17 protein-coding genes are annotated in these 24,220 nt (G+C 70.1%); 9 read left to right on the top strand and 8 right to left on the bottom strand.

The window, feature by feature from the left end; genetic code table 11:
- Positions 1–24: 24 nt before the first annotated feature.
- Together AC07DC_RS28135 and AC07DC_RS28130 are read right to left on the bottom strand one after the other, a co-directional pair.
- On the bottom strand, positions 25–2,985 hold the full coding sequence (locus AC07DC_RS28135; RefSeq protein WP_478917277.1) for an AfsR/SARP family transcriptional regulator: 2,961 nt from the start codon (positions 2,983–2,985) through the stop codon (positions 25–27).
- Positions 2,986–3,310: 325 nt separating this feature from the next.
- A complete protein-coding gene (locus AC07DC_RS28130; protein ID WP_478917276.1) occupies positions 3,311–4,246 on the bottom strand; it encodes a helix-turn-helix domain-containing protein in 936 nt (311 codons plus the stop codon).
- A gap of 128 nt (positions 4,247–4,374) precedes the next feature.
- Here AC07DC_RS28130 and AC07DC_RS28125 point away from each other — a divergent pair, with 128 nt between their 5' ends.
- The 3 genes from AC07DC_RS28125 (at position 4,375) to AC07DC_RS28115 (ending at position 7,558) form a co-directional block, all read left to right on the top strand.
- Positions 4,375–5,418, top strand: a complete 1,044-nt coding sequence (locus AC07DC_RS28125; protein WP_478917275.1) for a saccharopine dehydrogenase family protein — start codon at positions 4,375–4,377, stop codon at positions 5,416–5,418.
- A gap of 174 nt (positions 5,419–5,592) precedes the next feature.
- Positions 5,593–6,381: an alpha/beta fold hydrolase gene (locus AC07DC_RS28120; RefSeq protein WP_478917274.1), complete on the top strand. Its 789-nt coding sequence runs from the start codon at positions 5,593–5,595 to the stop codon at positions 6,379–6,381.
- 472 nt (positions 6,382–6,853) lie between these two features.
- Entirely contained in the window at positions 6,854–7,558 is a 705-nt protein-coding gene (locus tag AC07DC_RS28115) for an alpha/beta fold hydrolase (protein WP_478917273.1), read from the top strand.
- A 285-nt stretch (positions 7,559–7,843) separates the two neighbouring features.
- On the opposite strand, the gene AC07DC_RS28110 is transcribed toward AC07DC_RS28115, so the two are convergent.
- Positions 7,844–8,233 carry a hypothetical protein gene (locus tag AC07DC_RS28110; protein WP_478917272.1) on the bottom strand — a complete coding sequence of 130 codons (390 nt, stop codon included), beginning with the start codon at positions 8,231–8,233 and terminating at the stop codon, positions 7,844–7,846.
- 116 nt (positions 8,234–8,349) lie between these two features.
- Positions 8,350–8,754 carry an NUDIX domain-containing protein gene (locus AC07DC_RS28105; protein WP_478917427.1) on the bottom strand — a complete coding sequence of 135 codons (405 nt, stop codon included), beginning with the start codon at positions 8,752–8,754 and terminating at the stop codon, positions 8,350–8,352.
- A 766-nt stretch (positions 8,755–9,520) separates the two neighbouring features.
- Here AC07DC_RS28105 and AC07DC_RS28100 point away from each other — a divergent pair.
- Positions 9,521–11,905 (top strand): glycoside hydrolase family 44 protein, encoded by a 2,385-nt coding sequence (locus AC07DC_RS28100; protein ID WP_478917271.1) that lies wholly within the window; start codon positions 9,521–9,523, stop codon positions 11,903–11,905.
- 85 nt (positions 11,906–11,990) lie between these two features.
- On the opposite strand, the gene AC07DC_RS28095 is transcribed toward AC07DC_RS28100, so the two are convergent.
- From AC07DC_RS28095 to AC07DC_RS28085, 3 genes are all read right to left on the bottom strand, one after another.
- Positions 11,991–14,012 carry a heparinase gene (locus tag AC07DC_RS28095; RefSeq protein WP_478917270.1) on the bottom strand — a complete coding sequence of 674 codons (2,022 nt, stop codon included), beginning with the start codon at positions 14,010–14,012 and terminating at the stop codon, positions 11,991–11,993.
- A 63-nt stretch (positions 14,013–14,075) separates the two neighbouring features.
- Positions 14,076–16,055, bottom strand: a complete 1,980-nt coding sequence (locus AC07DC_RS28090; RefSeq protein WP_478917269.1) for a DUF2264 domain-containing protein — start codon at positions 16,053–16,055, stop codon at positions 14,076–14,078.
- Between the two features lie 150 nt (positions 16,056–16,205).
- Positions 16,206–17,357: a LacI family DNA-binding transcriptional regulator gene (locus tag AC07DC_RS28085; RefSeq protein WP_478917268.1), complete on the bottom strand. Its 1,152-nt coding sequence runs from the start codon at positions 17,355–17,357 to the stop codon at positions 16,206–16,208.
- A 170-nt stretch (positions 17,358–17,527) separates the two neighbouring features.
- Here AC07DC_RS28085 and AC07DC_RS28080 point away from each other — a divergent pair, with 170 nt between their 5' ends.
- The 5 genes from AC07DC_RS28080 to AC07DC_RS28060 all read left to right on the top strand — a co-directional run bounded on the left by AC07DC_RS28080 (position 17,528) and on the right by AC07DC_RS28060 (position 22,429).
- A complete protein-coding gene (locus tag AC07DC_RS28080; RefSeq protein ID WP_478917267.1) occupies positions 17,528–18,547 on the top strand; it encodes a hydroxyacid dehydrogenase in 1,020 nt (339 codons plus the stop codon).
- A gap of 73 nt (positions 18,548–18,620) precedes the next feature.
- Positions 18,621–19,886, top strand: a complete 1,266-nt coding sequence (locus tag AC07DC_RS28075) for an ABC transporter substrate-binding protein (protein WP_478917266.1) — start codon at positions 18,621–18,623, stop codon at positions 19,884–19,886.
- Entirely contained in the window at positions 19,883–20,803 is a 921-nt protein-coding gene (locus AC07DC_RS28070) for a carbohydrate ABC transporter permease (protein ID WP_478917265.1), read from the top strand. Before AC07DC_RS28075 ends, AC07DC_RS28070 begins: the two co-directional genes overlap by 4 nt.
- Positions 20,800–21,711 carry a carbohydrate ABC transporter permease gene (locus AC07DC_RS28065; protein WP_478917264.1) on the top strand — a complete coding sequence of 304 codons (912 nt, stop codon included), beginning with the start codon at positions 20,800–20,802 and terminating at the stop codon, positions 21,709–21,711. The genes AC07DC_RS28070 and AC07DC_RS28065 overlap by 4 nt, the downstream gene beginning before the upstream one ends.
- A gap of 7 nt (positions 21,712–21,718) precedes the next feature.
- The gene (locus tag AC07DC_RS28060) at positions 21,719–22,429 is read left to right on the top strand and encodes a hypothetical protein (RefSeq protein ID WP_478917263.1); all 711 of its coding nucleotides are present in this window, start codon (positions 21,719–21,721) and stop codon (positions 22,427–22,429) included.
- Between the two features lie 154 nt (positions 22,430–22,583).
- Here AC07DC_RS28060 and AC07DC_RS28055 read toward each other — a convergent pair whose 3' ends face one another.
- Positions 22,584–24,041, bottom strand: coding sequence for an RICIN domain-containing protein (locus AC07DC_RS28055; RefSeq protein ID WP_478917262.1), 1,458 nt, complete (start codon positions 24,039–24,041; stop codon positions 22,584–22,586).
- Positions 24,042–24,220: the final 179 nt, after the last annotated feature.

Below are 24,220 nucleotides of genomic sequence, written 5' to 3'. Positions count from 1 at the left end.
TAGCCGACCCCGCCTGGCCTGTGCTCAGGGCCCGCTGGTGTGACCGATGGAGGCCAGGCCCTTGAGGCAGTCGGTGACGGTCCGGGTGACCGCGTACTCACGGGCTATCGCCAGGGCCCGCGTCCAGTACTGGCGGGCCTGATCGGTGTCACCGAAGTGGTGGTGGGCCCGGGCGGTCGCCTCCAGGGCGTCGGCCATGGTGGACCGGTCACCTAGTGCCTCGGTGACGGCCAGTGCCTCGCCCAGGGTTTCCAGGGCCTCTTCTCGTCGGTCGAGGGCACGCAGGGTGTCGCCGAGGTTGACCAGGGTGGCGGCGAGTGGGGCGATGAGGTCGTGCCGACGGAAGTGGTCCAGTGCCTGGCGGTAGATCGTCTCGGCGGCCGGGGGGTCGCCTGCCTTCAGGTGCAGCCCGGCCAGGGCCAGGAGAGATATCGGATTGTCCGGACGGCCGGCGTCCCGGTCCAGGGCCAGGGAGCGGTCGATGGCCGCGAACCCGTCGCCCAGACGGCCGACCTCACTGAAGAGCAGAGCCTTGTTGCTCAGAACCCTCGCGAGCAGCGCGGTGTTCCCGGACTCGGCGAACAGTTCTTCTGCGGCCTGGAGATGGGTGAGGGACTCGTCGTGCCGGTGGGCCAGACCGTGGGCGGCGGCGAGCACATTGTGCAGCCAGCCCTGCGCGGTGAGGTCCCGCTGGGTCTGGGCCACGGCCAGGGCGTCGGTGATCAGCTCGTGCAACTGGCCGTCCCACCAATAGGTCTGGCCGTAGCCGCGGAGCCGGAAGGCGACCTGCCACGCGAGGTCCGGGCGGGGTGAGTCGGCGGCCTGCCGGATCACCTCCCGGATCGCCGGCAGCTCGGACCGCAACCAGCCCAGTGCGTCCTGGGAGGTGTCCAGGGCGGGCAGTGGGGCGCTGCCTTCCGGCAGGTCCGGGGCTGGAAAGACGGTGGGAAAGCAGAGCGACTCGGCGCGGTGGACGGCGGCGGTGTACCAGGTCAGCAGGCGTAGGACAGCGGCGGTGCGCTGGTCCTTCTGCTCCTGAGCACTCGCGAGTTCGCTCGCGTAGCCGGCCAGCAGGTCGTGGAAGTAGTAGGTGTGGGCGGTGGTGCTCTGCAGGAGGTGGCAGTCGAGGAGAACGTCCAGCACGTCGGCGGTGCGGTCGACGGGCCGGCCGAGCAGGCAGGCGACGGCTTCGAGCGGGAGCGGGGTCGCGGGCCAGAGCCCCAACAGCCGGAACGCGCGGGCGGCTTCGACCTCGGTCGGCCGGGTGCTGCCGGTCAGGGCGCGGTAGCTCATGGCGAAGGCGTCGCGTACACCGAGGTCGTCGACGGCCAGTGTGCTCAACCGGTTGCGTGGCTCGGTGAGCCGGCTGGCCAGCGTGCTCAGCGGCCAGGTCGGTCGGTTGGCGATCCGAGCGGCGGCGATCCGCAGAGCCAGCGGCAGACCGCCGCAGGCGGCCAGGATGTGGCCGGCTGCCTCGGGATCGGCGGCGACGCGTTCAGGGCCGCACAGAGCAGCCAGCAGGTCGAGCCCCTCGTCGCCAAGGGGCGCCAGGGTGAGGCGGACGGCATCGCTACGGCCGGCGAGGGTGCGGCGGCTGGTGATGATGGCCGCGGAGCGTCCCACGCCAGGGATGAGTGGCGCGACCTGGGCGTTGTCGCGTGCGTTGTCCAGCAGCACCAGGACGCGGCGCCCGGCGAGGGTGCTCCTGTACAGTGCGGCGCGGTCGTCGATGTGCTCGGGGAGCTGCGCGCTCGGAACGCCCAGGTCGGTGAGGAAGCGTCCCAGCAGGTCGTGCGGATCGCGCGGCGTGGCTGCTCCGAACCCGTGCAGGTCGGCGTAGAGCTGGCCGTCGGGGAACCGCGCGCGCAGCCGGTGGCCGAAGTGCACGGCCAGGGCGGTCTTGCCGACACCACCCATGCCGGAGAGCACCGCCACACCGCCCCCTTCGTCCGGCGCGTCCTCACCCACCGGGCCGAGCGCTGCGGCCAGTGCCGCGAGCTCCGCGTCACGTCCGGTGAAGTCCGTCGGTGCATGCGGCAGCTGGACAGGACGCGGGTTGTCGAGCTCTCGAGCGGTCGCCAGCGCGCTGTCCTGGTGCGCGCGGGCCTGCGCCAGGCGGTCGGACCCGTTCGATCCGGCGGGCTGCGCGGGCGCGTTCCCGGCCGGTGCGCGGGGCACCGGTTGCTTGGACACATCGATCGGTGGCGTGCCCGGCACTTCGCGCGACCGTACGTTCGGCGGGGCCAGTGCCGGGTCGCCGCGCAGAACGGCCTGCTCCAGCTCGGCCAGTGACCGGCCCGGATCAAGCCCGAACTCCTCGAGCAGCAAGGTACGCAGTGAGCGGGCCACCGCGAGCGCGTCGGTCTGCCGGCCACTGCGGTAGAGCGCCACCATCAGGCGCTCGGCGAGTGCCTCTCGCGTCGGCTGCTCAGCGAGCAGGGCGGTCAACTCCGGCACCAGCTCACGGTGCCGACCGACGCGCAGTTCGATGTCGGCGAGCAGTTCCTGGGCGGCGAATCGCCGCTCCTGCAGCTGGGTCCGGATCGGGCCGGCGAACGGGGCCGTGATGTCGGCCAGAGCAGTGCCCCGCCACAAGTCAAGACCCTCGCGCACGGCGCGAGCTGCCGCGCGCCCGTCACCGGTCTCGGCGATCCGGCGGGCCTCATCGATCCGGCACCCGAACTCGGCCAGGTCAAGGTCGCACTCCTGCACCGACAGCCGGTAGTGCCCGTTGCGTGACGTCAGCGGGCCGTTCCCACCCGGGCTCAGGACCTTGCGTAGCTCCGAGACCGCGGTGTGGACCTGGCCGCGCGCACTGTGCGGCGGATCCGCTTCCCACAGCGCGTTCACCAGATGCTCGGTTGTCACCGACCGGTTCGCGTTGAGCAGGAGGAATGCCAGAACGGCGCGCCTGCGCGGGCGATCCACCTCCAGCGGCCGGTCGCCCTGGAAGACCTCCAACGATCCGAGAACGCCGTAGCGCATGTCGTATGCTCCCCCGTGCTGCGGACATGACGGTCAACGGAGCCAGGCGCCACACGGGCCACCCGCCGAGGACCGCGCCGGACGGCTGTTCCGTCAGCCCGATCATGGACTGGAAGGCCGACATTCCCCAAACCCGTCCCGGCAGCCCCTTGGCAGGCCGTTAGCGGGAAGGCGACGGCTCCTGCGCCGCCCTCGCCGCGTCGCCCCGGATCTTGGAATGGAACCGCAACATGCCGCGTGCCTGGAATTAGGGCCTGCGGTCACTGCGGTCCCGCGGCCTGGAGGACGTCCAGCTGATCACCGCCGACAGCCACCGCGGCCCAATTTAGGGGCGGAAGGTGCGGCGATAGGTGTCGGGTGGGACCCCGACGCTGCGGTGGAAGTGGCGGCGCAGGGTGGTGGCGGTGCCCATACCGGTGGCCGCGGCGATGGTGTCCACTGTGGCGTTGGTGGTCTCCAGTAGTTCCTGGGCATGGCGGATGCGCTGGGTGTGGAGCCACTGCAGTGGCGTGGTGCCGGTGAGGTGTTTGAAGTGCCGGCCGAGGTGGCGTGAGCTCATGCGGGCCTGGCGGGCCAGGTCCTCCACGCTGAGCGGTTGGTCCAGTCGCTCCAACGCCCAGGGGAAGAGTTCGCTCAGGGGGTGGTTGCCTGGGGCCGGGAGGGGGGTGGCGATGAACTGGGCCTGGCCGCCGTCGCGGTGGGGTGGGATGACCAGACGTCGGGCGATCTTGTTGGCGTTGGCCGAGCCGTGGTCGAGGCGGACCAGGTGCAGGCACAGGTCCATGGCGGCGGCCTTGCCCGCGGAGGTGAGGACGTCGCCGTTGTCGACGTAGAGGACGTCCGGATCGACGGTGGCCGCTGGGTGGCGCCGAGCCAATTCCCGCGTGTGAGCCCAGTGTGTGGTGGCGCGCCTGCCGTCGAGCAGTCCTGCCGCGCCCAGGACGAAGGCGCCCGTGCACAGTGAGGCCACGCGGGCACCGGCCGCGTGGGCGGCGCGCACCGCCTCGACCAGTTCGGGTGGCGGTTCGCGGTCCGTGTCGGCCCAGCCGGGGACGATCACCGTGTCGGCGTGCGCGAGGTGGTCGAGTCCATGGTCGGGTTCAAGGCGGAAGCGGTCGACGTGCACCGGGCCGTTCCCGCAGAGGGAGAAGTCGTACCAGGGGTCCACGATGTGGGTCAGGTCGGACCCGAAGATCTCGACGGCCACGGACAGTTCGTAGTGGAGCATGCCGTCGGTGACGGCCAGCGCGACAGTGGGCATGTCCGAAACTGTACGCGTCATGTCGTTTCCGACGCTCGTGCGGGGTGCTGCCGGGAGGACAGGATAGGCGTGTCAGGCCGCAGCGGATCAACATTGCAGCGGGCGTTCGAGTACAGGGGAGCAGTCTCATGGGGTCAGGTCAGCTGGTAGCGGTTTTCGGAGCGTACGGACACACGGGACGGTTCGTGGTCGCAGAGCTGGCCGCGCGCGGGTTCGTTCCGGTGCTGTCAGGGCGCAACGCGCAGGCTCTGGAGGAACTGGCCGGCGAGCACGGGCTGGAGGCCCGGGTGGCGTCGGTCGGGGACCCGGCTTCGCTGGACCGGGCTCTGGCGGGAACGGCGGCGGTCATCAACTGCGCCGGCCCCTTCGCCTCGACCAGTGGCCCCGTCATCGAGGCCGCGCTGCGCGCGGGGATCCCGTACCTGGACGTGGCCGCTGAACTCGAGGCAAATCTCGATACCTTCGCCCACTACCGCGAGCGGGCCCGGGACGCGGGAGCGGTGATCGTCCCGGCCATGGCCTTCTTCGGCGGTCTCGGTGACCTGCTGGCCACCGCGGCGATGGGCGACTGGACCGAAGCCGACGAGGCTCACATCGCCTACGCGCTCAGCAGCTGGCACCCCACCGCCGGCACCCGGCTCTCGGGCGCGGTCTCCCGCGAGCGGCGCGGCGACCACCGCCTGCGCTACAGCGGCGGACAGTGGGAGCACAGCGTGGACGAGGCGCCCACCCTGGAGTGGACCTTCCCGGACCCGGTGGGACCCCGACAGGTGATCGGGGAGTTCACGATGGCGGACGTCGTCACCGTGCCCCAGCACCTGTCCATCCCCGATGTGACCACCTACATGACCGCCGAGGCCGTCCGCGACATCGCCACCCCCCACACACCGCCCCCGACCGCCGCCGACGAGAGCGGGCGCTCGGACCAGACCTTCCTCGTCGATGTCGTCGTGCGCTCGGGCGGAGCCGAACGCCGGGCCACGGCCGGCGGCCAGGACATTTACGCGGTCACCGCGCCTCTGGTCGCCGAGGCCCTCGAGCGCGTCCTGACCGGCCGCACCAAGACCAAGGGCGTCGCCTCCGCAGGGGAGATCTTCGACGCTCAAGACTTCCTGCACGCGCTCGCCCCGCACATCACCTTCGACCTGAACCCACAGAAGCAGATCGCCTGAGCCCACCCCTCCACCCGCGAGGGCGTCGTCCGCTTCCTACGCGCCGAGCGCGCCGCGGCCCCAGGGCCCGGTCTCTCCAAGCCATCGCTTCGGTCGTATGGAACAAACGCCTCAGACGTCGGCCTCGATAAGGACCTTCTACCCCGCACCTCGAACCGAGGAAGTAACACCACGATGACCGCCCTGCCCACCCGTGCCACCATGACCTTCGAGGGTCGCACCCTGTCCTACCTGGACTACGGCGGCAACGGCCGCCCCCTGGTAGCACTGCACGGCCACCTCTCCGAAGGCGCGTCCTTCGCCGCCCTGGCATCCGCCCTCGGCCCTGAGTGGCGCGTGATCGCCCCTGACCAGCGCGGCCACGGCGACTCCCAGCGCGCCCACGAATACACCCGCATCGGCTACCTCGCCGACCTCCTCGCCCTCCTCGACCACCTCGGCATCGACCGTGCGGTCTTCCTCGGCCACTCCCTCGGAGCGGTCAACGCCTACCACCTGGCCGCCGAACGCCCCGAACTGGTCGAAGCCCTGATCAATATCGACACCGCCGTCGACCTCCCCGACCACGGAACCAGCCCCCTCGCCTTCGTGCTCAACTTCCCCTACACCGCTGCCACCCGCGAGGAACTGGCCGCGGCCTGCGGACCCCTCGCCGCTGTTCTCGGCCCCGTGCTGCGCCCGCTGCCCGACGGCGGCTGGCGGCTGCCTTTCCACCCGCAGGACACCGTCGACTCCGAGAACCTTGTTCACGGTGACCACTGGAAACAGTGGCTCGCCACCGACTGCCCCGCGCTCCTCATCCATGGGCTACACAGCCAGGTCCTGCCCGCCGAACAGGCCCATGCCATGTGCTCCAGGCGCCCCGGCACCGTCTACCGCCGGCTGGACACCGACCACTTCGTCCAACAAGCCGACCCCGATGGCTTCGCCACCGCGGTTCGGGAGTTCCTCGCGGGCATCTGAACCACCGTGATGACCGGTCCGCCGCGCCGACGGGCCGACGCTGCCGGATTCACCGGATTCACCGGAAGAACCGGGAAGAACCAGCCCGGTGTTCTCGCTGTAGGCCCACGCGTTGTCGGTCGGGACCCGTTCGACGGTTACGCCCCAGGACACGAACCATGCGTTCCCCCGGCCCCCTTCACCTGGGCGAAGAGCGCAGTCGAGAACGTCGAACGCCTGGACTCGAATTGCCGGCGCAGGAGACCAGGTAACCGCCTCGGCCATGACCTCGGAGGTGATGGCCGGCCTGTGGCACCGGGCAAGGACGGTGCCACGCCCCACAGCCACCCCACGGAAGGACCCTCATCATGCCGTACTTCGTGTCCACGACCGATCACACCCGCCTCCACTTCGTCGACTACGGTCCGGCGAACGGCCCCGTCATCGTCTTCATCAACGGCTCTACTTCAGCAGTGAGATGTGGGAGTCCCAGATGCTGCCCCTGGCGGCCGAGGGGTTCCGGTGCGTGGGGCTCGACCGCAGGGGACACGGCAGATCCGAGGACGTCTGGGGCGGCTTCGACCTCGATACGCTGGCCGGGGATCTGGGCGCCCTACTCGACCACTTGGACCTGCTCGACGTCACGCTGGTCGGGCACTCCTTCGGCACCGCCGAGGTCGTCCGTCACTTGACCCTCGGCGGTGGTGAGCGGGTAGCCCGGGTTGTACTCGTCAGCGGAGTGACGCCGGGGCCTGCCCGGTCCTCGGATCACGCCGAGGGACTGGATCCAGAGCTCATCCGCGCGTTCAACGAGACCTTCCGGCAGGATCGGGCGAAGTTCTTCGCCGACGGGGCAAACGCGTTCTTCGCCCGCCATCTTCCGGGCCCCACCGTCTCGGACGCGTACGTGGCGCACATGGTGGACCTCTGCCACGGAGCAACGGCACGGGCCGGGACGGCCCTCAACGACCTTCTGCCCTCACTGAACCTCGTACCGGAACTGGCGAAGATCGACTGCCCGGTTCTCGTCGTGCACGGGTCCGCCGACGCCTCCGCCCCGCTCCACCTCACCGGCCGCCGCGCAGCCGCCCTGATCCCGGGTGCGGCACTGCGCGTGTACGAGAACGCGGGCCACGGGCTGTTCGCGACCCACGCGGACCGCCTCAACGAAGACCTGCGCACCTTCGCCCGTACCTGAGTAGGGCTGCCGGCGTGAACGTACTCCGCCGCCGACCTGACGCCCGATCGGCGGCGGGACGGTGGGTATTGAGAGGTTCGTCATGAGGTCTTCCTGATGGTTGGGGCGGGCCGAGTTCGGACCGGCCCACCGGTCCGGCGGGGCCGGGTGACCGCCCGAACGACCGTTGCAGCCGTACGCGGTGCGGGGAGCCCGGGACCGCCTCACGGGGGTACGGCGCGCTCGGCCACGGGCGCGGTAGGCGCATTCCCGGTCGGCGGTCCGAGCGCTGTGGCAGGGCCCGCATCACGGGGCCTGCCGGGGGAGTCCCCATGCCTTGGGTAGCACGATCCGCGCGAGCATGCTGACCGCCGCGTGCCGCTCGACCTTCGGCTCCAAGCGCCCCCCGGCCGCCTGGGCGACGGATTGCAGTACTGCAGCCAGCGCGCTGGCCGTCGCCATCCACAGCAGCGAGGGGAACGCGGCGCGCACCTTGTCACCCGTCGGGCCGCCGGCGCACAGGCCCAGTAGTACCCGGTTGCCGGCCAACAGGCCGAAGGCGCCTGCAGCGCCTTGGCCAAGTTGCGCGATGACCACCGCGATCAGCGCGGTGCGGTCGACCGCCCAGGCCATCGCGGAGGTCTGCCCGACCATGCCCGGCAGTTGCCGGAGCACCGAGAAGAACGTCACGTTCAACACGACACCCTCGTGGGTGGTAAACCCCCAGTGGCCCCGTAACCGTCCGCCGAACAGAAGCTGTTCGGTGGCCGAGTGCGATACGTGGGACGCTGCCCTGGCGCGGCGAAAGGACTTCACGCTCGGCCCCCGGCTTGTTGCGTCGCGGCCGGGGCGGTGTTCCAGCCGATCGCGGTGAAGGTGCTGCCGGCGCGGGTCGCGTCGAGGGCGGCGCGAGTGTAGTCGACCAGTGTCTCGGGCAGGGCTTCGAACGGATGCCACTCCCAGCCGGCGCACTTGTCCGGCTCCGTTGTCGCGAGCAGCCGGTAGGGCGAGGACGCGGAAGACAGTTGCAGCCGGTCACGGCCGTTATCGCCGTCGAGGTGGTGGACGACGTGCGCCAACTGGAGACCGGACTCGGCGTCGGTGATCACCCCGGTCTCCTCATATGCCTCCCGGACTGCCCCTGCTGTCACCGATTCGCCGGCTTCAAACGCCCTGCTGGAACGTGATAGGCGGCCTGCGCATACGAGGTCTTCGATCGCCGGCCCAGCCGCACGTGGCTGTCCTTTTCGAACAGCAAGGGGACACCGACAGCTTCGACAAGGGGGTGCACGACGCCTCCTGATTTCGGACGAGTGCTCTAGAAGCGAGCCCTGTGGCGGCGCGCAACGCCCCCTGTGGGGTCATGTGCCGGTCAGATGTTCGGGATTGGCCGTAAACCCCTGGCGGGGCTGGGTCACTCCTCCTCCAAGTGCTGTGCGATTTCACCCGAGCGGGACAGCCCCTTTCCGAGAAGGTTTCAAACGGTCGAGGACGGACCCTTTCGTCCGAGGCCGTCGTTCGGTGCGCTGCTCATTCGCACGGAGGGCCTACCGGACCCGGTAGGGGCACCCCGCTCCCGCTCCGCCCGGTGCCGAGCTCTACCGCGTGTTCCAGCGGGAGCTGGAACACTCCTACGGGCTCCCCGCCGCGGAGTACAGGGGCGCGCCCGTGCGGACCCTTGTACGTACGTATTGACACTCCGGGCCAGGCGTTCCAGACTCCTGCGTGGGAGCGCTCCCACGCATCAGCTGGCCCCACCTCGCGGCGAGTTGAGGAGTTGCGCCGTTGGCCGAGCAACGCCATCGCCGGCCGCAGCGTCCTGCCTCGCCCGCCCACCGGCCGGTGAGAGCCGGGTTCCCACAGCGCGGTCGTTTTCATCCCCCCACCCAAAGGCCGCGGCGCTGCTGGCGGTACGGGCCGATCGCACGCCTTCGGGCGTTGCGGGCCGTAGCGCCCGCGCTGCCGGCTGCTGAGAAGGAGACCATGCGTACGACACACAAGGCGGCCGCCCTGGCGGCATGCGCGGTGTTGCTGGCCGGCACCGGGGCGGCGCAGGCCGCCGGCACCGGGCCCGGGCGATCGGCGCGGGCGGCCGTTTCCACCGCGGGCCCGGCGATCACTGTGGACGCCACCAGCGGGCGGCACGCCATCGACCCCCACATCTACGGCATGAACTTCCCCGACGAGGCACTGGCCAAGGAACTGCGTCTGCCGATGGGCCGCTGGGGCGGCAACGCCACCACCCGTTACAACTACAAGCTCGACGCCTACAACGCCGGGTCCGACTGGTACTTCGAGGACCTGCACTACAGCAACGACACCGCGGCCCTGCCCGCCGGATCGCAGGCCGACAAGTTCATCGACCAGAACCACAGGACCGGCACCGACACGCTGATGACCGTGCCGATGATCGGCTGGACGGCGGCCGGCCGCGACAACGGTTGCGGGTTCAGCGTCGCCAAGTACGGTCCTCAGCAGGACACCGACGCGCAGTGGCGGCCGGACTGCGGCAACGGCAAGAAGCCCGACGGCACCCTGATCACGGGCAACGATCCGGCCGAGACCAGCACGCCCGCGGGCCCGGACTTCGTCAAGGGCTGGGTGCAGTACCTGGACGGCGCCTACGGCACCGCGAACAGCGGCGGGGTGCGCTTCTACGACCTGGACAACGAACCGGACCTGTGGTTCGGCACGCACCGCGATGTCCACCCGGCCGGGGCGAGCTACGACGAACTGCGCGACAGCACCTACGCCACCGCCGCAGCCGTCAAGAACGCCGACCCGGCCGCGCAGACCCTCGGCCCGGTCGGCTGGGGCTTCAACTCGCTGATCTACTCCGGCCTGGACCAGCAGGTGTGCGGCGAGCAGGGGGGCAGTTGCTGGTCGAACCCGCCGGACGCCGCGACGCACGGCGGCGTGCAGTTCGCCCCGTGGTACCTGCAACAGATGAAGGCCTACGAGCAGGCGCACGGGCGCCGGATCCTGGACTACTTCGACGAGCACATCTACCCGCAGCAGTCCGGTGTGTCCGGCAGTGCGGACGACGCGGCGACGCAGGCCCTGCGACTGCGTTCCACCCGGCAGTTGTGGGATCCCTCCTACGTCGACGAGAGCTGGATCAACCAGCCGATCCAGTTCATCCCCCGCATGCACTCGCTGGTCGGCCAGAACTACCCGGGTACGAAGCTGGCCATCTCGGAGTACAACTGGGGTGCGCTGGACCATATCGACGGCGGCCTGGCCGAGGCCGACGCGCTGGGGATCTTCGGACGTGAGGGGCTGGACCTGGCCACCTTGTGGTCACCGCCGAAAGCGACCGACCCCGGAGCGTACGCCTTCCGCATGTTCCTGAACTACGACGGCCACGGCGGCACCTTCGGCGACACCTCCGTCCAGGCCGCGAGCGCCGACCAGGACAAGCTGTCGGTGTACGCGGCCGAGCGCAGCAGCGACCATGCCACCACGGTCATGGTGATCAACAAGACCACCGGCGACCTGGCCGCACCCGTCTCCGTGACGGGCAGCACCGCGCTCCCGGCCGCGGCGCAGGTCTACCGCTACGGCCAGGCCGACCCCACCGTGATCCAGCACCCGGCCGATCAGCCGCTGAGCGGCCGCTCCTTCACCGCGACCTTCCCGGCGTACTCCATCACCGAGTACGTCATTCCCGCCGGCTCGGCCCAGGCCACCCCGCCCTCGGCACCCGGCACTCCCACAGCTTCCGCGACCGGCCCCGACCGCGTGACGCTGACCTGGCCGGCCGCCACACCCGGGACCTCCCCCCTGGCGGACTACCGCGTGTACGCCGGCGACCCGGCCACCACGGCTCCGTCGGCCACCGTCCCCGCGTCGACGACCACCGCCACCGTCACCGGTCTGACCCCGGCGACCGCCTACACGTTCCGTGTCGTGGCCACCGACACGGGGGGCCGCAGCTCACCTCCGTCGGCTCCGCTGCAGATCACCACCGGCCCGGCCACGACGAGCGGCTGCATCGTCGCCTACCGGATCAGCACCGACTGGGGCGCCGGCTTCACCGCGAGCGTGGAGATCACCAACCAGGCGGCACCGGTCAACGGCTGGAACCTCGGATTCACCTTCGCCGGCAACCAGAAGGTCACCCAGGGGTGGAGCGGCACCTGGTCGCAAACCGGCGCCGCGGTCACCGTCAACGACGCCGGCTGGAACGCGTCCCTGCCCACTGGGGGTTCCACCACGATCGGCTTCAACGGCGCCTACTCCGGCGCCAACGCCGCACCCAGCACCTTCACCCTCAACGGCACCACCTGCACCACCGCAGGCACCGCGGCAGCCGCCGCCCCCACCCCAGCCGTCGGACACGCACCCGCACGCAACGCACCCCACTGACCCACCCCGCACACGCATGGCCGACCCCGAACAGTAGGGGTCGGCCAGATCGTGGGGGGCCTGACCGGACCCCCGCCTGCGTGCGTCACCCCGCTCCCTGGGTCTCCCGTTCGATCCGCACCACCGCGTCCAGGCCCGCCGTGCGAGCGGGACCCTCGCGCAGGACCAGGGTGAGTCTGGTCAGCGAACTGCCCCACGACGCGATCAACTGCGGGTCATCCAGGACACGGTGGTCGAGGCGTACGGTGAACAGCCCGGGATCCCACGTCAGCCGCAGTGCCCGGCCGCCCTCGGCGGTCACCTCCGCGGTGCCCAGTGCGTCGTTCGCGGCCACGTCGCCGGCGAGGACGTGCCGCAGCAGCACACCGCCGGGCGGCACGTGCGGGGTCGCGTCGCGCACCAGGACGTACGCGCCGGCGCCGGCGCGTACACGCACCAGGGACACGGTGCGCCGCCAGGCGCGTAGGAGCCCCTGGGGATACGCCGCGGCCAGGTCGGCGCTGCACGACACGGCGTCGGGGGCGACGCGGACGGTGACGTCCTCGGCGCGGTGCCGGGTGCCGGGCGCTTGGCTGCGCCCACCGGGCTCCGGCACGTTGTGCCAGTCCGAGCGCAGCGGCCACGCGTCGTACCGGTCGGGGCCGAAACTGGCGGCGGTATAGGTGGGCTTGCCGACATCCACAACCATCGGGCGGCCGTCGAGCGCGACGGTGTACGAGCCCACGTCGAGGTGGTTGTGCCGCTCGCCGTTGTGGCCGCCCTTGAACGCCAGCGCCAGGCCCTGCGGGTCGCCGTCCGTCTCGCGGGCCACGAGTACCTGCACCCGGGGAAGCCACACCTTGCCCGGAGGTCGGACACCGGCAGAGTCGGGTTCGGAGCGGCGCGCGGCGCGCCACGCCGGGTCGGCCAGGCCCAGCAGGGCGCGGCCGAGCCCCTGGTCGGGGTGAGCGTCGGTGGCAAGGTCCCTGCCTTGCGCCGCGGCGTGTGCGGCGACGTCCGGATCGCCGAGTAGCCGACCCCAGCGGTGCAGCAACTGCCAGGGCTGTGAGACCGGTTGCCGCGCGGGGGCGTCGCCGACGTTCACATACCAGGGACCCGCAAGGTGCATCCGGCGCGGGTAGCGGACGAGTTCGGCCAACACGGGCAGATCGCGCGCGTCCAGTGTGGGCCCGCCGGCGGCAGCCAGCAGGTCAAGGCTCTCCAGGAGGTGTCCCGCTCCGAGCCACCAGTACGCGACCCCTTCGTCGATGCCTCCGTCGTCGGGCAGCACCGCCAGGTAATGGTCCAGACCGTCGACCACCAGCCGGACCATCTTCGCGCGTTCGACGTCGTCGTCGACCAGCAGCACCGCGCAGGTCAGAACGGCATGGTGGATCCAGGCGTTCCAGTTGTGCGCGTCGCCATCGAGCCCGATCCAATGCCAGTCGCGCACCTGCCGGAACGGGTCGAGGATGCGGTGTCGCACCTCGCGCCGAATGCGGCGGCGCAGCCCCGGAAGCCGTACCTCCAGGCGGCTGCCGAGAACGTGGTCCGTCCAGGCGACGAGGAGCGCGACCTCCGCCGCGCCCAGGTCGAGAAAGGGGCGGTCCGGGTCGGGCAGCAGTTCTCCGCGCGCCAGGGCGAAGCGCTCGTGGGGTGCCCAGCACCACGTGCTCGCCTCCAGCAGGGCCAGCAGGCCGTCAGCTGTGGCGTCGAGATACGGGGCCCCGCTCGGCGGGTCGGCGGCAGGCGCGGCCTCGTTGGTGAGCACGGCGGCGACGGTGAAGAGGGCGGTCCTGTCGCGCAGCGCCCTGACCTTGTCCTCGTAGGTGGTGCGCACCCCGTCGCGGAAGGTCCGCGCCCAGTCGGAGGCACGCAGCAACGGTGCCGGGCGGGCGAGTTCGTCCCGGGCCTCGGCGACCAGGCGGTCCCGGGTGGCCGGATCGACCGCGTCCCACACCGCGCGGTCCTCGGCGGGCGGCACCGGGAGCCGGCTGGCGCAGGTGTACGTTGCCAGGGCCTCGGCAGGCCTGAGGGCGTCGGCGAACCGACGGGCCAGCGGCCCGACCGGCGGCCGGTTGGGCTCGGGCGGCTGTGCCGTCACGGCCTCGGGCGGCTGGATGGTCACAATGACTCCTGGTCGGACGGGGAAGGGGGCCGCCGCGGGGCACCTGGGGTTGGGAAGGATGGCTCACGGCGCGGGCAGGGTGACGTCTGTGCGCACGCCGTCCGGCCACTCGACGGTGACGTGGTGCGCCCCATCGCCCTCACGGCGCACCGACACGGTCGGCTCCGGCGTCTCCTCGGTGCCGCGGTCGAGCCGTACGGACGCGGCCAGCACCTCACCGAGAGGCGCGGGTTCCGCGGTTGCCAGCCAGGGGACAGCGGTCCAGGGTGAGAGAGGGCTGGTGCCCCGCTCCGAGGTCGTGCCGGCGCGGGAGAATCCGCGCAGGCCGCACACCCGGCTGCGCAGCCGGACGCCGCCCACCTCGGCGCAGGCCCCCTTCTCCTCCGGCCCGCCTGGGGGTTCCGACGCGCAGGGAATGGGCCAGCCGCCCAGCCGCACCGCCCGCCAGGTCGCCGACGGCCCGCCCGCGGCGTCGAGTCGTACCAGCCGGACCTCGGTGCCCGCGTGCAGCAGGGACGCGACCGTGACGAGTGGACCCGGTGTGTGGGGGCCAGCGCGCCCTGACCCATGGTCGGGCGTGCCGTCCTCGGTGGAATCGACCCACCGCACCCGGCTCCGCGAGGCCCCCACCAGGACGCCGCCGGTACGGCGGCCGAGGAAGAGCGTGGTGAAGCCGCTGCGGTGGGTGGCCCGGCCGGCGCCGTCCAGCACGACGACGCTGTTGTCGAGCGGGTCCGACATTGTCGGCCCGGTCAGCGGTGGCACGGTGGCGGTGGAGTATCCGAGGCGGGCGTAGAGGGGGCTGTCGCCCGCGGTGTCGTCGGGACGGGCGTGGTCGGTGCCGTGGTTGACGACCACCGCGACGCCGTCCGACTGCCGCGCGGAGACCAGCCAGCCGGGGGCGGAGACCACCCGCGTCACGTCTCCCTTTTCCACTGGCAGCGGCTCCTCGGTGGCCGTCCACACCGGGTGGTCGGCGGGGAGCATCAGGCCGAGCATGCCCTTGGCGGCCCAGTAGGGGGAGCCGGGTCCTGAGTACGCCTGCCGGATCGGGAGCCACTCTCCGCCCCAGCCGAGGCGGAGCAGCCCGTCCGGCTCGAAGGTCCCAAGTTGGTGGAAGTGCCGCAGCATGCCGCTGGCCGCGCGCCGTAGCAGACCGGGCGCCATTCCTCCGGCGCCGGTCAGCGCCCCGACCCACAGCGGCGCGGCCGCGGCGAAGCGGTAGGTGAGGCTGCGCCCTTGCAGCAAGGGCGAACCGTCGGAGCCGAGCAGGCACAGCGCGTCATTGAGGTACGCGCCGAGGTCACCCTCCCAGCGGCTGCGCAGCGCAGGCGGGCACAGAGTCCCCGTCACGTCGAACAGATGGGTCCACAGCAACGGGTACAGGTGCAGCGCCCAGCCGGTGTAGTGGTCGTACGCCCGCTCCTGCCCGTCGCTGAGCCAGCCGCCGGGGCGCCGCAGCGAGGCGTGGACGGCCAGATCCTCCTCGATGTCGGTCGCGCTCCACGGGCCGCCCGACGCACGCAGGAAGGACTCCACCACGACCCTGAACCACACCCAGTTGATCGGCGGGTACGGCTGGCCGACGACCGCGCCCAGCCAGTCGACCACCCTCTCGCGTACGCCGTCGTCGAGGCGGTCCCACAGCCAGGGGCGGGTGACCTGCAGGCTCAGGGCGATCGAGGCGGCCTCGACCTTCGCCTGATCCAACTCGTCCGGTCGCGGCCAGGCCTCGGGTGAGTACGGGTCCGTGCCGGCCGCGAGCCCTTCTGCGTACCGCTCCAGCAGCCCCCCGGGGTCGGAGCCGCCTTCCCCAGCCACACGGAATCCGGCCAACAGGAAAGTGCGCGCGAAACCCTCAAGTCCGTCCGAGCGGCGGCCGTTGCGGCTTGCCGGCCCGGGCAGGTCGATCAACGCACCTTTCGGAGAACGGTAGGGGACAACCGCCGCCGCGGTGCGGTCGGCCAGTGCCGCCCAGTGCCCCCGGGTCCAGCCGGTGAAGGGTGACAGACCGCGGTCCTCGGCCGGCAGACCAGGGAACATGGCGAACTCCGTAGGTGCGAACGGCCTCGACGAGGCGGGTGTCCGCTCACCCAAACCGTTGAGCGCCGTCCAGTCAACGACTCCGAGCGCAATCGACCGCGATCGATCTCATTCGAACACGGCTGGGGATCTGTGTGTGGGCGTAGGCGGTCACCCGAACGGTGCGTTGTCGCCGGCGGGCGTCGTCCAGATCTGCCCGGAGGAGGCCACGGAGGAGTTCCGGATGACCAGCTCCGGAAGGATGAGCACGCGTTGCGCGGGACGGCGCTTGCCCTCCATCAGCCGGGAGACCATCATCTCCACCGCCACTCGTCCGACCCGTGCCTTGGACGGGCGCACCGCGGTCATGGCCGGCTCCGCGAGTTGGGCCACCTCGTCGTCGTAGCTGACCATCGCCATGTCGCCAGGGATGGCGACGCCCTCTTCCGCGAGGTATTGCGCGATGGAGATCGCGTCGGGGTCGCTGTGCACGATCAGGGCGGTGGTCCGGTGGTGACGGCACCGCTCCAGGACTCCGCTGATGATCTCGCGGTGGCCCGGCACTTCGAGGGCGACGCTCTCGCGCACGACGAAGTCGGCGGGCAGGCCCAGATCCGCGCAGACCCGCTGCCAGCCCGTCGCCAGATGGGCGGAGGTGGGACTGCCCTTGGAGAGCACCAGGCCCATCCGCCGGTGGCCGTGCTCGTACAGGTGACGCACCGCCATCTCCAGGCCCAGGGCGTGATCACTGCGGACCCACTCCAGTTGGCGCGGGGTGGGGGTCCAATGCGGGGTCTGGCGCTCGACCAGGATGGTGGGAACCGGAAGGTTGCCTATCCAGTCGATCATCTCGTCGAGTCCGTCGCCTTCGAGGTTGGGGGCGAGCAGCAGGCCCTGGACCTGCTGGGCCGCGATCAGCCGGGATATCTGGCGCCGGTCCTCGGCCTGGTCGTAGCTCGACCCGCGCAGCTGGATCTGCACACCGAGGGCGGCGGCGGAGGCCCGCGCGCCGCCGACGATCAGCGGCCAGTAGAAGTCCAGCGACGGCACCACCATGCCAATGGTGAAGGCCGCCACCGCCGAGCGCGGTCGACGGCCGGGGACCGCGGAGGTCGACGGCCCCAGGCCGTTCGGCAGTGTGGCGCCGCCGTGCACCTTGGTGAGCAGGCCACTGTCGGCGAGTGCGCCGAGGTCGCGGCGGACCGTCAGTTCGCTGACCGCGAGGATCCTGGCCAGGTCGCGTACCCGCACCGCGCCGTGGAGGCGCAGTTCCTCCATCACCCGCTCGTGTCGCTGCGGTGCGAAGAGTCGGTCGTCGCTCATCACGGCGCCTCTCGGTAGCGGTGTTCATATCTGAACGTTTTCTTGCAGTTCTGTTCGAACACTAGTGAACTGCTGCTGGACACCACTATCTCTGTTCCAACGTATTTGGAACGGAACTCCCTGGAAACACCGGGCCGGCAGTCGTTCCGAGGAAATGGACCCAACGCCCGATGCAGACCAAGCCCCACGCGCTGATCGCGATGAGCCGGCAGAGCTTCGACGCGCACTTCGACCGGAGCCGCCTGGACCGGCTCGCTGCTCTGGTGACGCTGGGCGATCCGCTGTGGACCGACGACCTCGACGCCCCGGCCGCGAGGAACCGCCTCTTGGAGGTCGATGTACTGCTCACCTCATGGGGCGCCCCGCAGTTGACGTCGGCCCGGCTGGCTGCCGCGCCGAAGCTCCGTGCGGTGCTGCACTGCGCGGGCAGCGTCAGGGGCCTGGTCGGGGACGCGGTGTGGCGGCGGGGCATCCGCGTCACCAGCGCAGCCGACGCCAACGCCATACCCGTCGCCGAGTACACGCTGGCCGCCATCATCTTCGCCGGGAAGAAGGCCCCCTTCCTCGCCGCGGACGAGCAGCGCGCCTACGGCGGCTGGGGCAGTGTGACCGGCTACGGCGACCTGTCCAACTACGGTCGCACGGTGGGAGTCGTCGGCTTCTCCCGGATCGGGCGCAAGGTCGTCGACCTCCTCGGGCTACTCGGCGGCACGACCTGTCTGGTCGCCGACCCGCACGCCGATCCCGACGAGGTCGCGGCAGCCGGCGCCACCCTGACGGCCCTGGGCGATCTGCTGCCCAGGGCCGACGTCCTGACACTGCATGCCCCCGAACTGGCCGAGACCCGGCACCTGATCGGGGCCGCGGAACTGAGCCGTCTGCCGGATCACGCCACCGTGATCAACACCGCGCGCGGCAGCCTCATCGACGACGCGGCGCTCGCGGCCGAGTGCGCCGCCGGCCGGCTGTTCGCCATTCTCGACGTCACCGACCCCGAGCCGCTGCCGTTCGACTCCCCGCTGCGGCAGCCGGCCCGCGTCATGGTGACGCCGCACCTCGCAGGCTCACTCGGCACCGAGATCGGTCGGCTCACCGACCACACCCTGGACGAACTCGCACGCTGGACGGCACACCAACCGCTGACCGCCGAGATCACGGCCGAGAACTGGGCGCTGGGCCTGAGCGCCTGACCGCACGTTTCCGCGACACCACCGGCACTTCCCACCGCACGTCATCAACCCTCACCGCAAGGAGCCGCACCCCATGAGAAAGACCACCCTGAGAGTCCTCCCCGTCGCGCTGGCCGCGACCCTCTTCGGGGTCGCGGCATGCAGCAGCGGCGGCGGTTCCGGCACCACGTCCGACGGCCGCACAGTCGTCAAGGTCGCCCTGTGGAACTACAAGACGACCCCGGAGTTCAAGGCGCTCATCGACGGCTTCGAGGCGAAGTACCCCAAGATCGACGTGCAGCCGGTCGACATCCTCGCCGCCGACTACCCGGACAAGATCACCACCATGCTCGCGGGCGGTGACAAGACCGACGTGCTGACGATGAAGAACGTCACCGACTACGCCCGCTACGGTTCCCGCGGCCAGTTGCTGCCGCTCACCGATGACGTCTCCAAGCTGCCCGACAAGTCGGCCTACTCCGGCCTCAAGGACTACGACCTCAAGGGCCAGTACTACGCCCTGCCTTATCGGCAGGACTTCTGGGTGCTGTTCTACAACAGGAAGCTGGTCGGCGACGCGGACGTGTCGCATCTGACGTGGAGTGGGTTCGACAGCCTGGCCAAGCAGCTGACGAAGGGCTCGGGTTCGTCGAAGACCTACGGGACGTATCTGCACACCTGGCGGTCGGTCGTGCAGGCGGTCGCTTCGGCGCAGAGCGGCGGCAACCTGCTCGGCGGCGACTACGGCTGGATGAAGGACCAGTACAACATCGCACTCGACGTGCAGAAAGCCGGCGCCACGCTGCCGTTCGCCACCGCGTCCAGCCAGAAGATCACCTACGACTCGCAGTTCACGACGGGCAAGGCGGCCATGGTCCCGATGGGTACCTGGTGGGCCGCGGCCCTGCTGGCGGAGAAGGCCCAGGGCAAGAATTCGGTCGACTGGGGACTGGCACCGCTCCCGCAGGTTTCCGCCAACGGCAAGGCCACCACCTTCGGATCGACCACCGCCTTCGCGGTCAACAAGAAGGCCCGCAACGCGGACGCCGCCAAGCAGTTCGTCGAGTGGGCTTCGGGCCCCGAGGGCGCCGCAGCGATCGCGAAGATCGGCCTCGTCCCGTCGTACAACGACAGTTCGGTCATGAACACGTTCTTCGGTGTTCAGGGCATGCCCACCGACGCGGTGTCCAGGCAGGCCATGCAGCCGGCGAAGGTACAGCTGGAAATGCCGGTCAGTGACACGTCATCCGACGTCGACCAGATCCTCACCGAGGAACACAAGCTCGTGATGACCGGCGAGAAGTCCGTGGACGCGGGCATCAAGGAGATGGACCACCGCGTGAAGAGCGAAGTCCAGTGACGACCGTCGATACCCCGTCGGTCCCAGCTTCGCCGGCGGCCATCCGCCGCCGGCGCCGGCGCAACGTGCTGATCGGCTGGAGCTTCATCCTGCCGAACTTCCTCGGCTTCGCCGCCCTGACCCTGGTCCCAGTGGTGGGAACGTTCGTGGTCGCCTTCACCGACTGGGACTCGTACTCCAGCCCGAAGTGGATCGGACTGGCCAACTTCCGCCGGATGCGGCACGACGACAATTTCTGGACCGCCGTCCAGAACACCTGCTGGTACGCGGCAGGACACATCCCGCTCACTCTCGCGGCCTCGCTGGGCCTTGCGGTCCTGCTCAATCAGAAACTCCGCGGGGTCGGCATTTTGCGCACCGCGTTCTTCTTCCCCTACGTCACCTCGCTCGTCGCGGTGGCGGTCGTGTGGAACATGCTGCTCAGCCCGGACGTCGGTCCCGTCAACGAGTTGCTGCGGCACCTGGGATGGTCCCACCCGCCAGGCTGGACCACCTCCACCGACTGGTCCCTGCCGGCGCTGATCCTGACCAGCGTATGGCGCGACATGGGCTACTACATGGTGCTCTTCCTGGCGGGTCTGCAGACCATCCCGGCCGAGTTGTACGAGGCGGCCCGGATGGACGGCGCGGGGCCGTGGGCGCGCTTCTGGCATGTGACCGTGCCAGGGCTGCGGCCCACCACGTTCTTCGTGATGATCATGCTCACCATCTCCAGCTTCAAGGTCTTCGACCTGGTCCAGGTGATGACCGAAGGCGGTCCCGGGCGGTCCACGCTGGTGCTGTCCCAGCTGATCTTCCGCGAGGGCATCACCCACGGCCGGTTCGGCTACTCGTCGGCCGTCTCGCTCGCGCTCTTCGTGATCGTGCTGGCCGTCACGCTCGTCCAGTTCCAGTTCCAGCGCAGGAGCGAACGATGAACACCACTGTGCTGCCCAAGGGCCACCGTCCTTCCGCGGCCTCCGCGCCCACCACGGTGCGGCCCGCTGCCCAGCCGCGGCGCCACACGGCACAGACCGCCGGCCGCGCGCTGATGTACGCGCTTTTGGTCGTCCTCGCCGCGGCGATCCTGATGCCCTTCGTGTGGATGGCGATCTCCTCGGTGAAAGCCGACCGGGACGTCTTCACCGTGCCCATCGAGTGGATCCCCAAGAGCTACCACTGGCAGAACTTCACCGACATCTGGAAGCAGATACCGCTTGCCACGTATCTCGAGAACTCCCTGCTGCTCAGCGTGGCGATCACCTTCCTCCAGGTGCTCACCGGCAGCTTCGCCGCGTACGGCTTCGCCAAGATGCGCTTCCCCGGCCGGGACGCCCTCTTTCTGGGCTACATCGCCACCATCGCCGTTCCGTGGCAGGCTTACATGATCCCCCAGTACATCATCATGGAGAAGCTCGGCCTGGTGAACACCCGATGGTCTCTGATCCTCATCCAGGCGTTCGGGGCCTTCGGGGTCTTCCTCATGCGGCAGTTCTACCTGACCATCCCCGACGAGATCAGCGAGGCGGCGCGGCTCGACGGACTGAGTGAGTACGGGATCTGGGCGCGCATCATGCTGCCGCTGTCCAAGCCCGCCCTTGCCAGCCTGGCGCTGCTGACCTTCGTCAACACCTGGAACGACTACATGGGTCCGTTCATCTACCTCACGGACAACGACTTGTGGACCGTCCAGCTCGGCCTGCGCTCCTTCATCGGCCAGTACGACGCCCAGTACGCCATGATCATGGCGGGGTCCGTCATCTCCGTCGTTCCCATCCTGGTCCTCTTCCTGCTCGGCCAGCGCTACTTCGTGCGCGGCATCGCCACCACCGGACTCAAGGGGTGATCCCGTCATGAGCGCTGCCCCCGCCGCCCCCGGCCGCCCGCGCCGTCTGCCGACCAACGTCTCCTTTGGATCCTGGGAGTTGATCTGGACCCACGTCCACCAGATGCTGGTGGTGAACGTCGGGCTTGCGATCGCCTGCCTGCCGCTGCTCGCGGCACTCACCGCCACGCACACGCCGTGGCGCCACCCCGTGCCCTTCACGCTGCTGTGGCTGTGCGTCGGCCCGGCTCTCGCCGGCGCGTTCGGCTACCTCGAACGGGCCGCGGACGTCGGCGCGGACACGGCCCGCGCGCTGGCCCACGCCTACCGGCGCCACTTCCGCCAGGCGATGGCACTGTGGACGCCGTACGCACTCCTGGCGGCGGTCAGCGGAACCGACGCGGTGCTGCTGCGGCACACCACCGTCGGGCTCGCGGTATGCCCCGCGCTCCTTCTGGTCTCGGTGCTGTCCGCCCTGTCGGGTGTGCACGCCATGGCCCTGACCGCAGTCGATACGTGGGACCGCCGTCTCACCGCCGCCGACTACCTGGCCGCCCCGTACGGCCTGCTGCGGCGCTGGCCGCTCGCCCTGACGAACCTCACCCTCCTGCTCGCCGCGACCGCCCTGGTCAACCGTTCCCCCCTGACGGGCCTCGCGGTCCTGCCCGGGTGCGCTCTGTACGTGGTGTGGCGCAACGTCCGCGCCGCACACCCGCAGGACGCCAGCGGTGTCGGGTGATCGGGTGACACGAGGACTCGGGGCGCGGGCCGCACAGGAGTGCCTTCCGGCTGTGAGGACGGGCTCTTCGAAGATCCCCGTCATCACAGCCGGAAGGCACTCCCGCTCTCCCCGCCCGACAGGCGGTCGGCTCCGTAGGAAGCCGATCAGCCGGTCAGCCCGCGGCCGTGATCCGCCACCGCTGGTTGGCGGCGTCGGACCCGCTGTACTGCGCCAGGTCGGAGCCGGCGCCCGTACGGCCCATGCCGTCGATGTACAAGCCCGTGGCACGGTTCTTGATACGCACGTTGTCGGCGTCCGTCAGGATCGACCACTGCTGGTTGGTGCTGCTGCTGGCGGCGTACTGACCCACCGCGGCGCCGCTTGAAGTGCGGCCCTCGCCGTCCAGGTACAGCCCGGTGGCGCGATTCTTGATGCGCACATAGGTACCGAAGTTCTCGATGCTCCACTGCTCCTCGGAGCGGCCGGCGCTGTTACTCCACTGATCGGCATTGGATCCGTCCGAGGTGCGGCCGGCGCCGTCGACGTACAGGCCGGTGGCGGCGTTGGCGATCCTGACGTAGGTGCCTCCTCCGTTGCCGATGCCCCAGGCGTACTGCAACCGGGTCAGGCCCGAGGGATTGACCAGCGACAGGGCGATGCCCGAGCCGCTTCCGCTCTTGGTGGTCAGGCTGTACCAGTCGCCATCGCGCAGACCCGGCCAATAGACGCTGCCGACACCGAGGTTGTGCAGTTCGCTGCTGACGCCTCTCAGGTAGTCCGCGAAGAACGATCCGCTGGGGACGCTGTAGTCGATGGTGCTGTAGGGAACACCGTTCTTGCTGCCCGGGCTCATCGGGCCGCCCCATTCGGTGGCGATGGTGCGGGCGGCGTACGCGCCGATGTAACCGGCCAGGTGGTTCGCCCACTCGGTCTCGTCCTCGTAACCCGCGAAGAACGAGTAGTCGTGTACGGCGAGCAAGGTGCCGTTCAGACGGCTGTCACCGCCGACGGCCGCGACGTTCTGGGCGTAGCCGGCACCGTCGAGGATCACCCTGTCGCGCGGCACACCGGAGTACCTGGCCAGCCAGGCGTTGTACAGGTTGTCGAGGTCGGTGGTGCCGTAGGCGTACGGCTCGTTGAAGACCTCGAAGTAGGCGTTCGGATTGCTGCCGTACTTGGCGACGACGGTGTCCCACATCTGGTTGAAGCCGGTGGTGCTCGCCGGCTTGCCATTGGCGTAGGCCCAGTACGCGAGGATCACCTTGCCCTTGCTCAGCGCCGTGTCGATGGCCCCGGTGTAGGTCGTCCAGTAGCTCGCCACGGTGGGCTCGTTGATCGGCAGACGGACGGTGTTGGCACCGGTGATCGAGTAGAGCTGGCCGACGACTCGGTCGGCCACAGTCGCCGCCGAAGCGTGCGTGTCCGACGCGCTGAGCCCGGACGGGTACAGCACGCCGTTGACGAAGTTGTCGCGCTGGTCAGCCCAGTTCACGCCCTTGAACTGGTTGGTGGACGCATGCGCCGCAGTCGACCCGAGGGTGGTCAGTGTTCCTGCTGCCAGGGCGAACACGGCGAGCAGCCGGATCAGCGTCAGCAATGTTCCGCGAGCTATCGTGCTGTGTGGTCTCATCAGCTCATCCTTCGTGCGGCTCAGCGATCCACCCGATGTGGTCAGGACCAGGAATAACGGGCCGCTGAACCGCCTCGCTACGGCTCGAACCGAAGCGCACAGAAACGATTGCATACGAACACCCGGCAGCGGACCTCCCGTGAGGGCCCCGCCGATGGGTGCCTGACGACATCTCCTCG

Source organism: Streptomyces sp. NPDC045021, assembly GCF_056432645.1.
The sequence above is the reverse complement of the archived record's forward strand: the minus strand, read 5'-3'. Positions and strand labels throughout refer to the sequence as shown.

Coding starts and splice junctions, on each gene's coding strand:
- AC07DC_RS28060 (WP_478917263.1), top strand. CDS start 21,719: ATGAGCGCTGCCCCCGCCGCCCCCGGCCGCCCGCGCCGTCTGCCGACC.
- AC07DC_RS28130 (WP_478917276.1), bottom strand. CDS start 4,246: ATGCCCACTGTCGCGCTGGCCGTCACCGACGGCATGCTCCACTACGAA.
- AC07DC_RS28065 (WP_478917264.1), top strand. CDS start 20,800: ATGAACACCACTGTGCTGCCCAAGGGCCACCGTCCTTCCGCGGCCTCC.
- AC07DC_RS28080 (WP_478917267.1), top strand. CDS start 17,528: ATGCAGACCAAGCCCCACGCGCTGATCGCGATGAGCCGGCAGAGCTTC.
- AC07DC_RS28090 (WP_478917269.1), bottom strand. CDS start 16,055: ATGTTCCCTGGTCTGCCGGCCGAGGACCGCGGTCTGTCACCCTTCACC.
- AC07DC_RS28085 (WP_478917268.1), bottom strand. CDS start 17,357: ATGAGCGACGACCGACTCTTCGCACCGCAGCGACACGAGCGGGTGATG.
- AC07DC_RS28055 (WP_478917262.1), bottom strand. CDS start 24,041: ATGAGACCACACAGCACGATAGCTCGCGGAACATTGCTGACGCTGATC.
- AC07DC_RS28125 (WP_478917275.1), top strand. CDS start 4,375: ATGGGGTCAGGTCAGCTGGTAGCGGTTTTCGGAGCGTACGGACACACG.
- AC07DC_RS28135 (WP_478917277.1), bottom strand. CDS start 2,985: ATGCGCTACGGCGTTCTCGGATCGTTGGAGGTCTTCCAGGGCGACCGG.
- AC07DC_RS28120 (WP_478917274.1), top strand. CDS start 5,593: ATGACCGCCCTGCCCACCCGTGCCACCATGACCTTCGAGGGTCGCACC.
- AC07DC_RS28075 (WP_478917266.1), top strand. CDS start 18,621: ATGAGAAAGACCACCCTGAGAGTCCTCCCCGTCGCGCTGGCCGCGACC.
- AC07DC_RS28100 (WP_478917271.1), top strand. CDS start 9,521: ATGCGTACGACACACAAGGCGGCCGCCCTGGCGGCATGCGCGGTGTTG.
- AC07DC_RS28115 (WP_478917273.1), top strand. CDS start 6,854: ATGCTGCCCCTGGCGGCCGAGGGGTTCCGGTGCGTGGGGCTCGACCGC.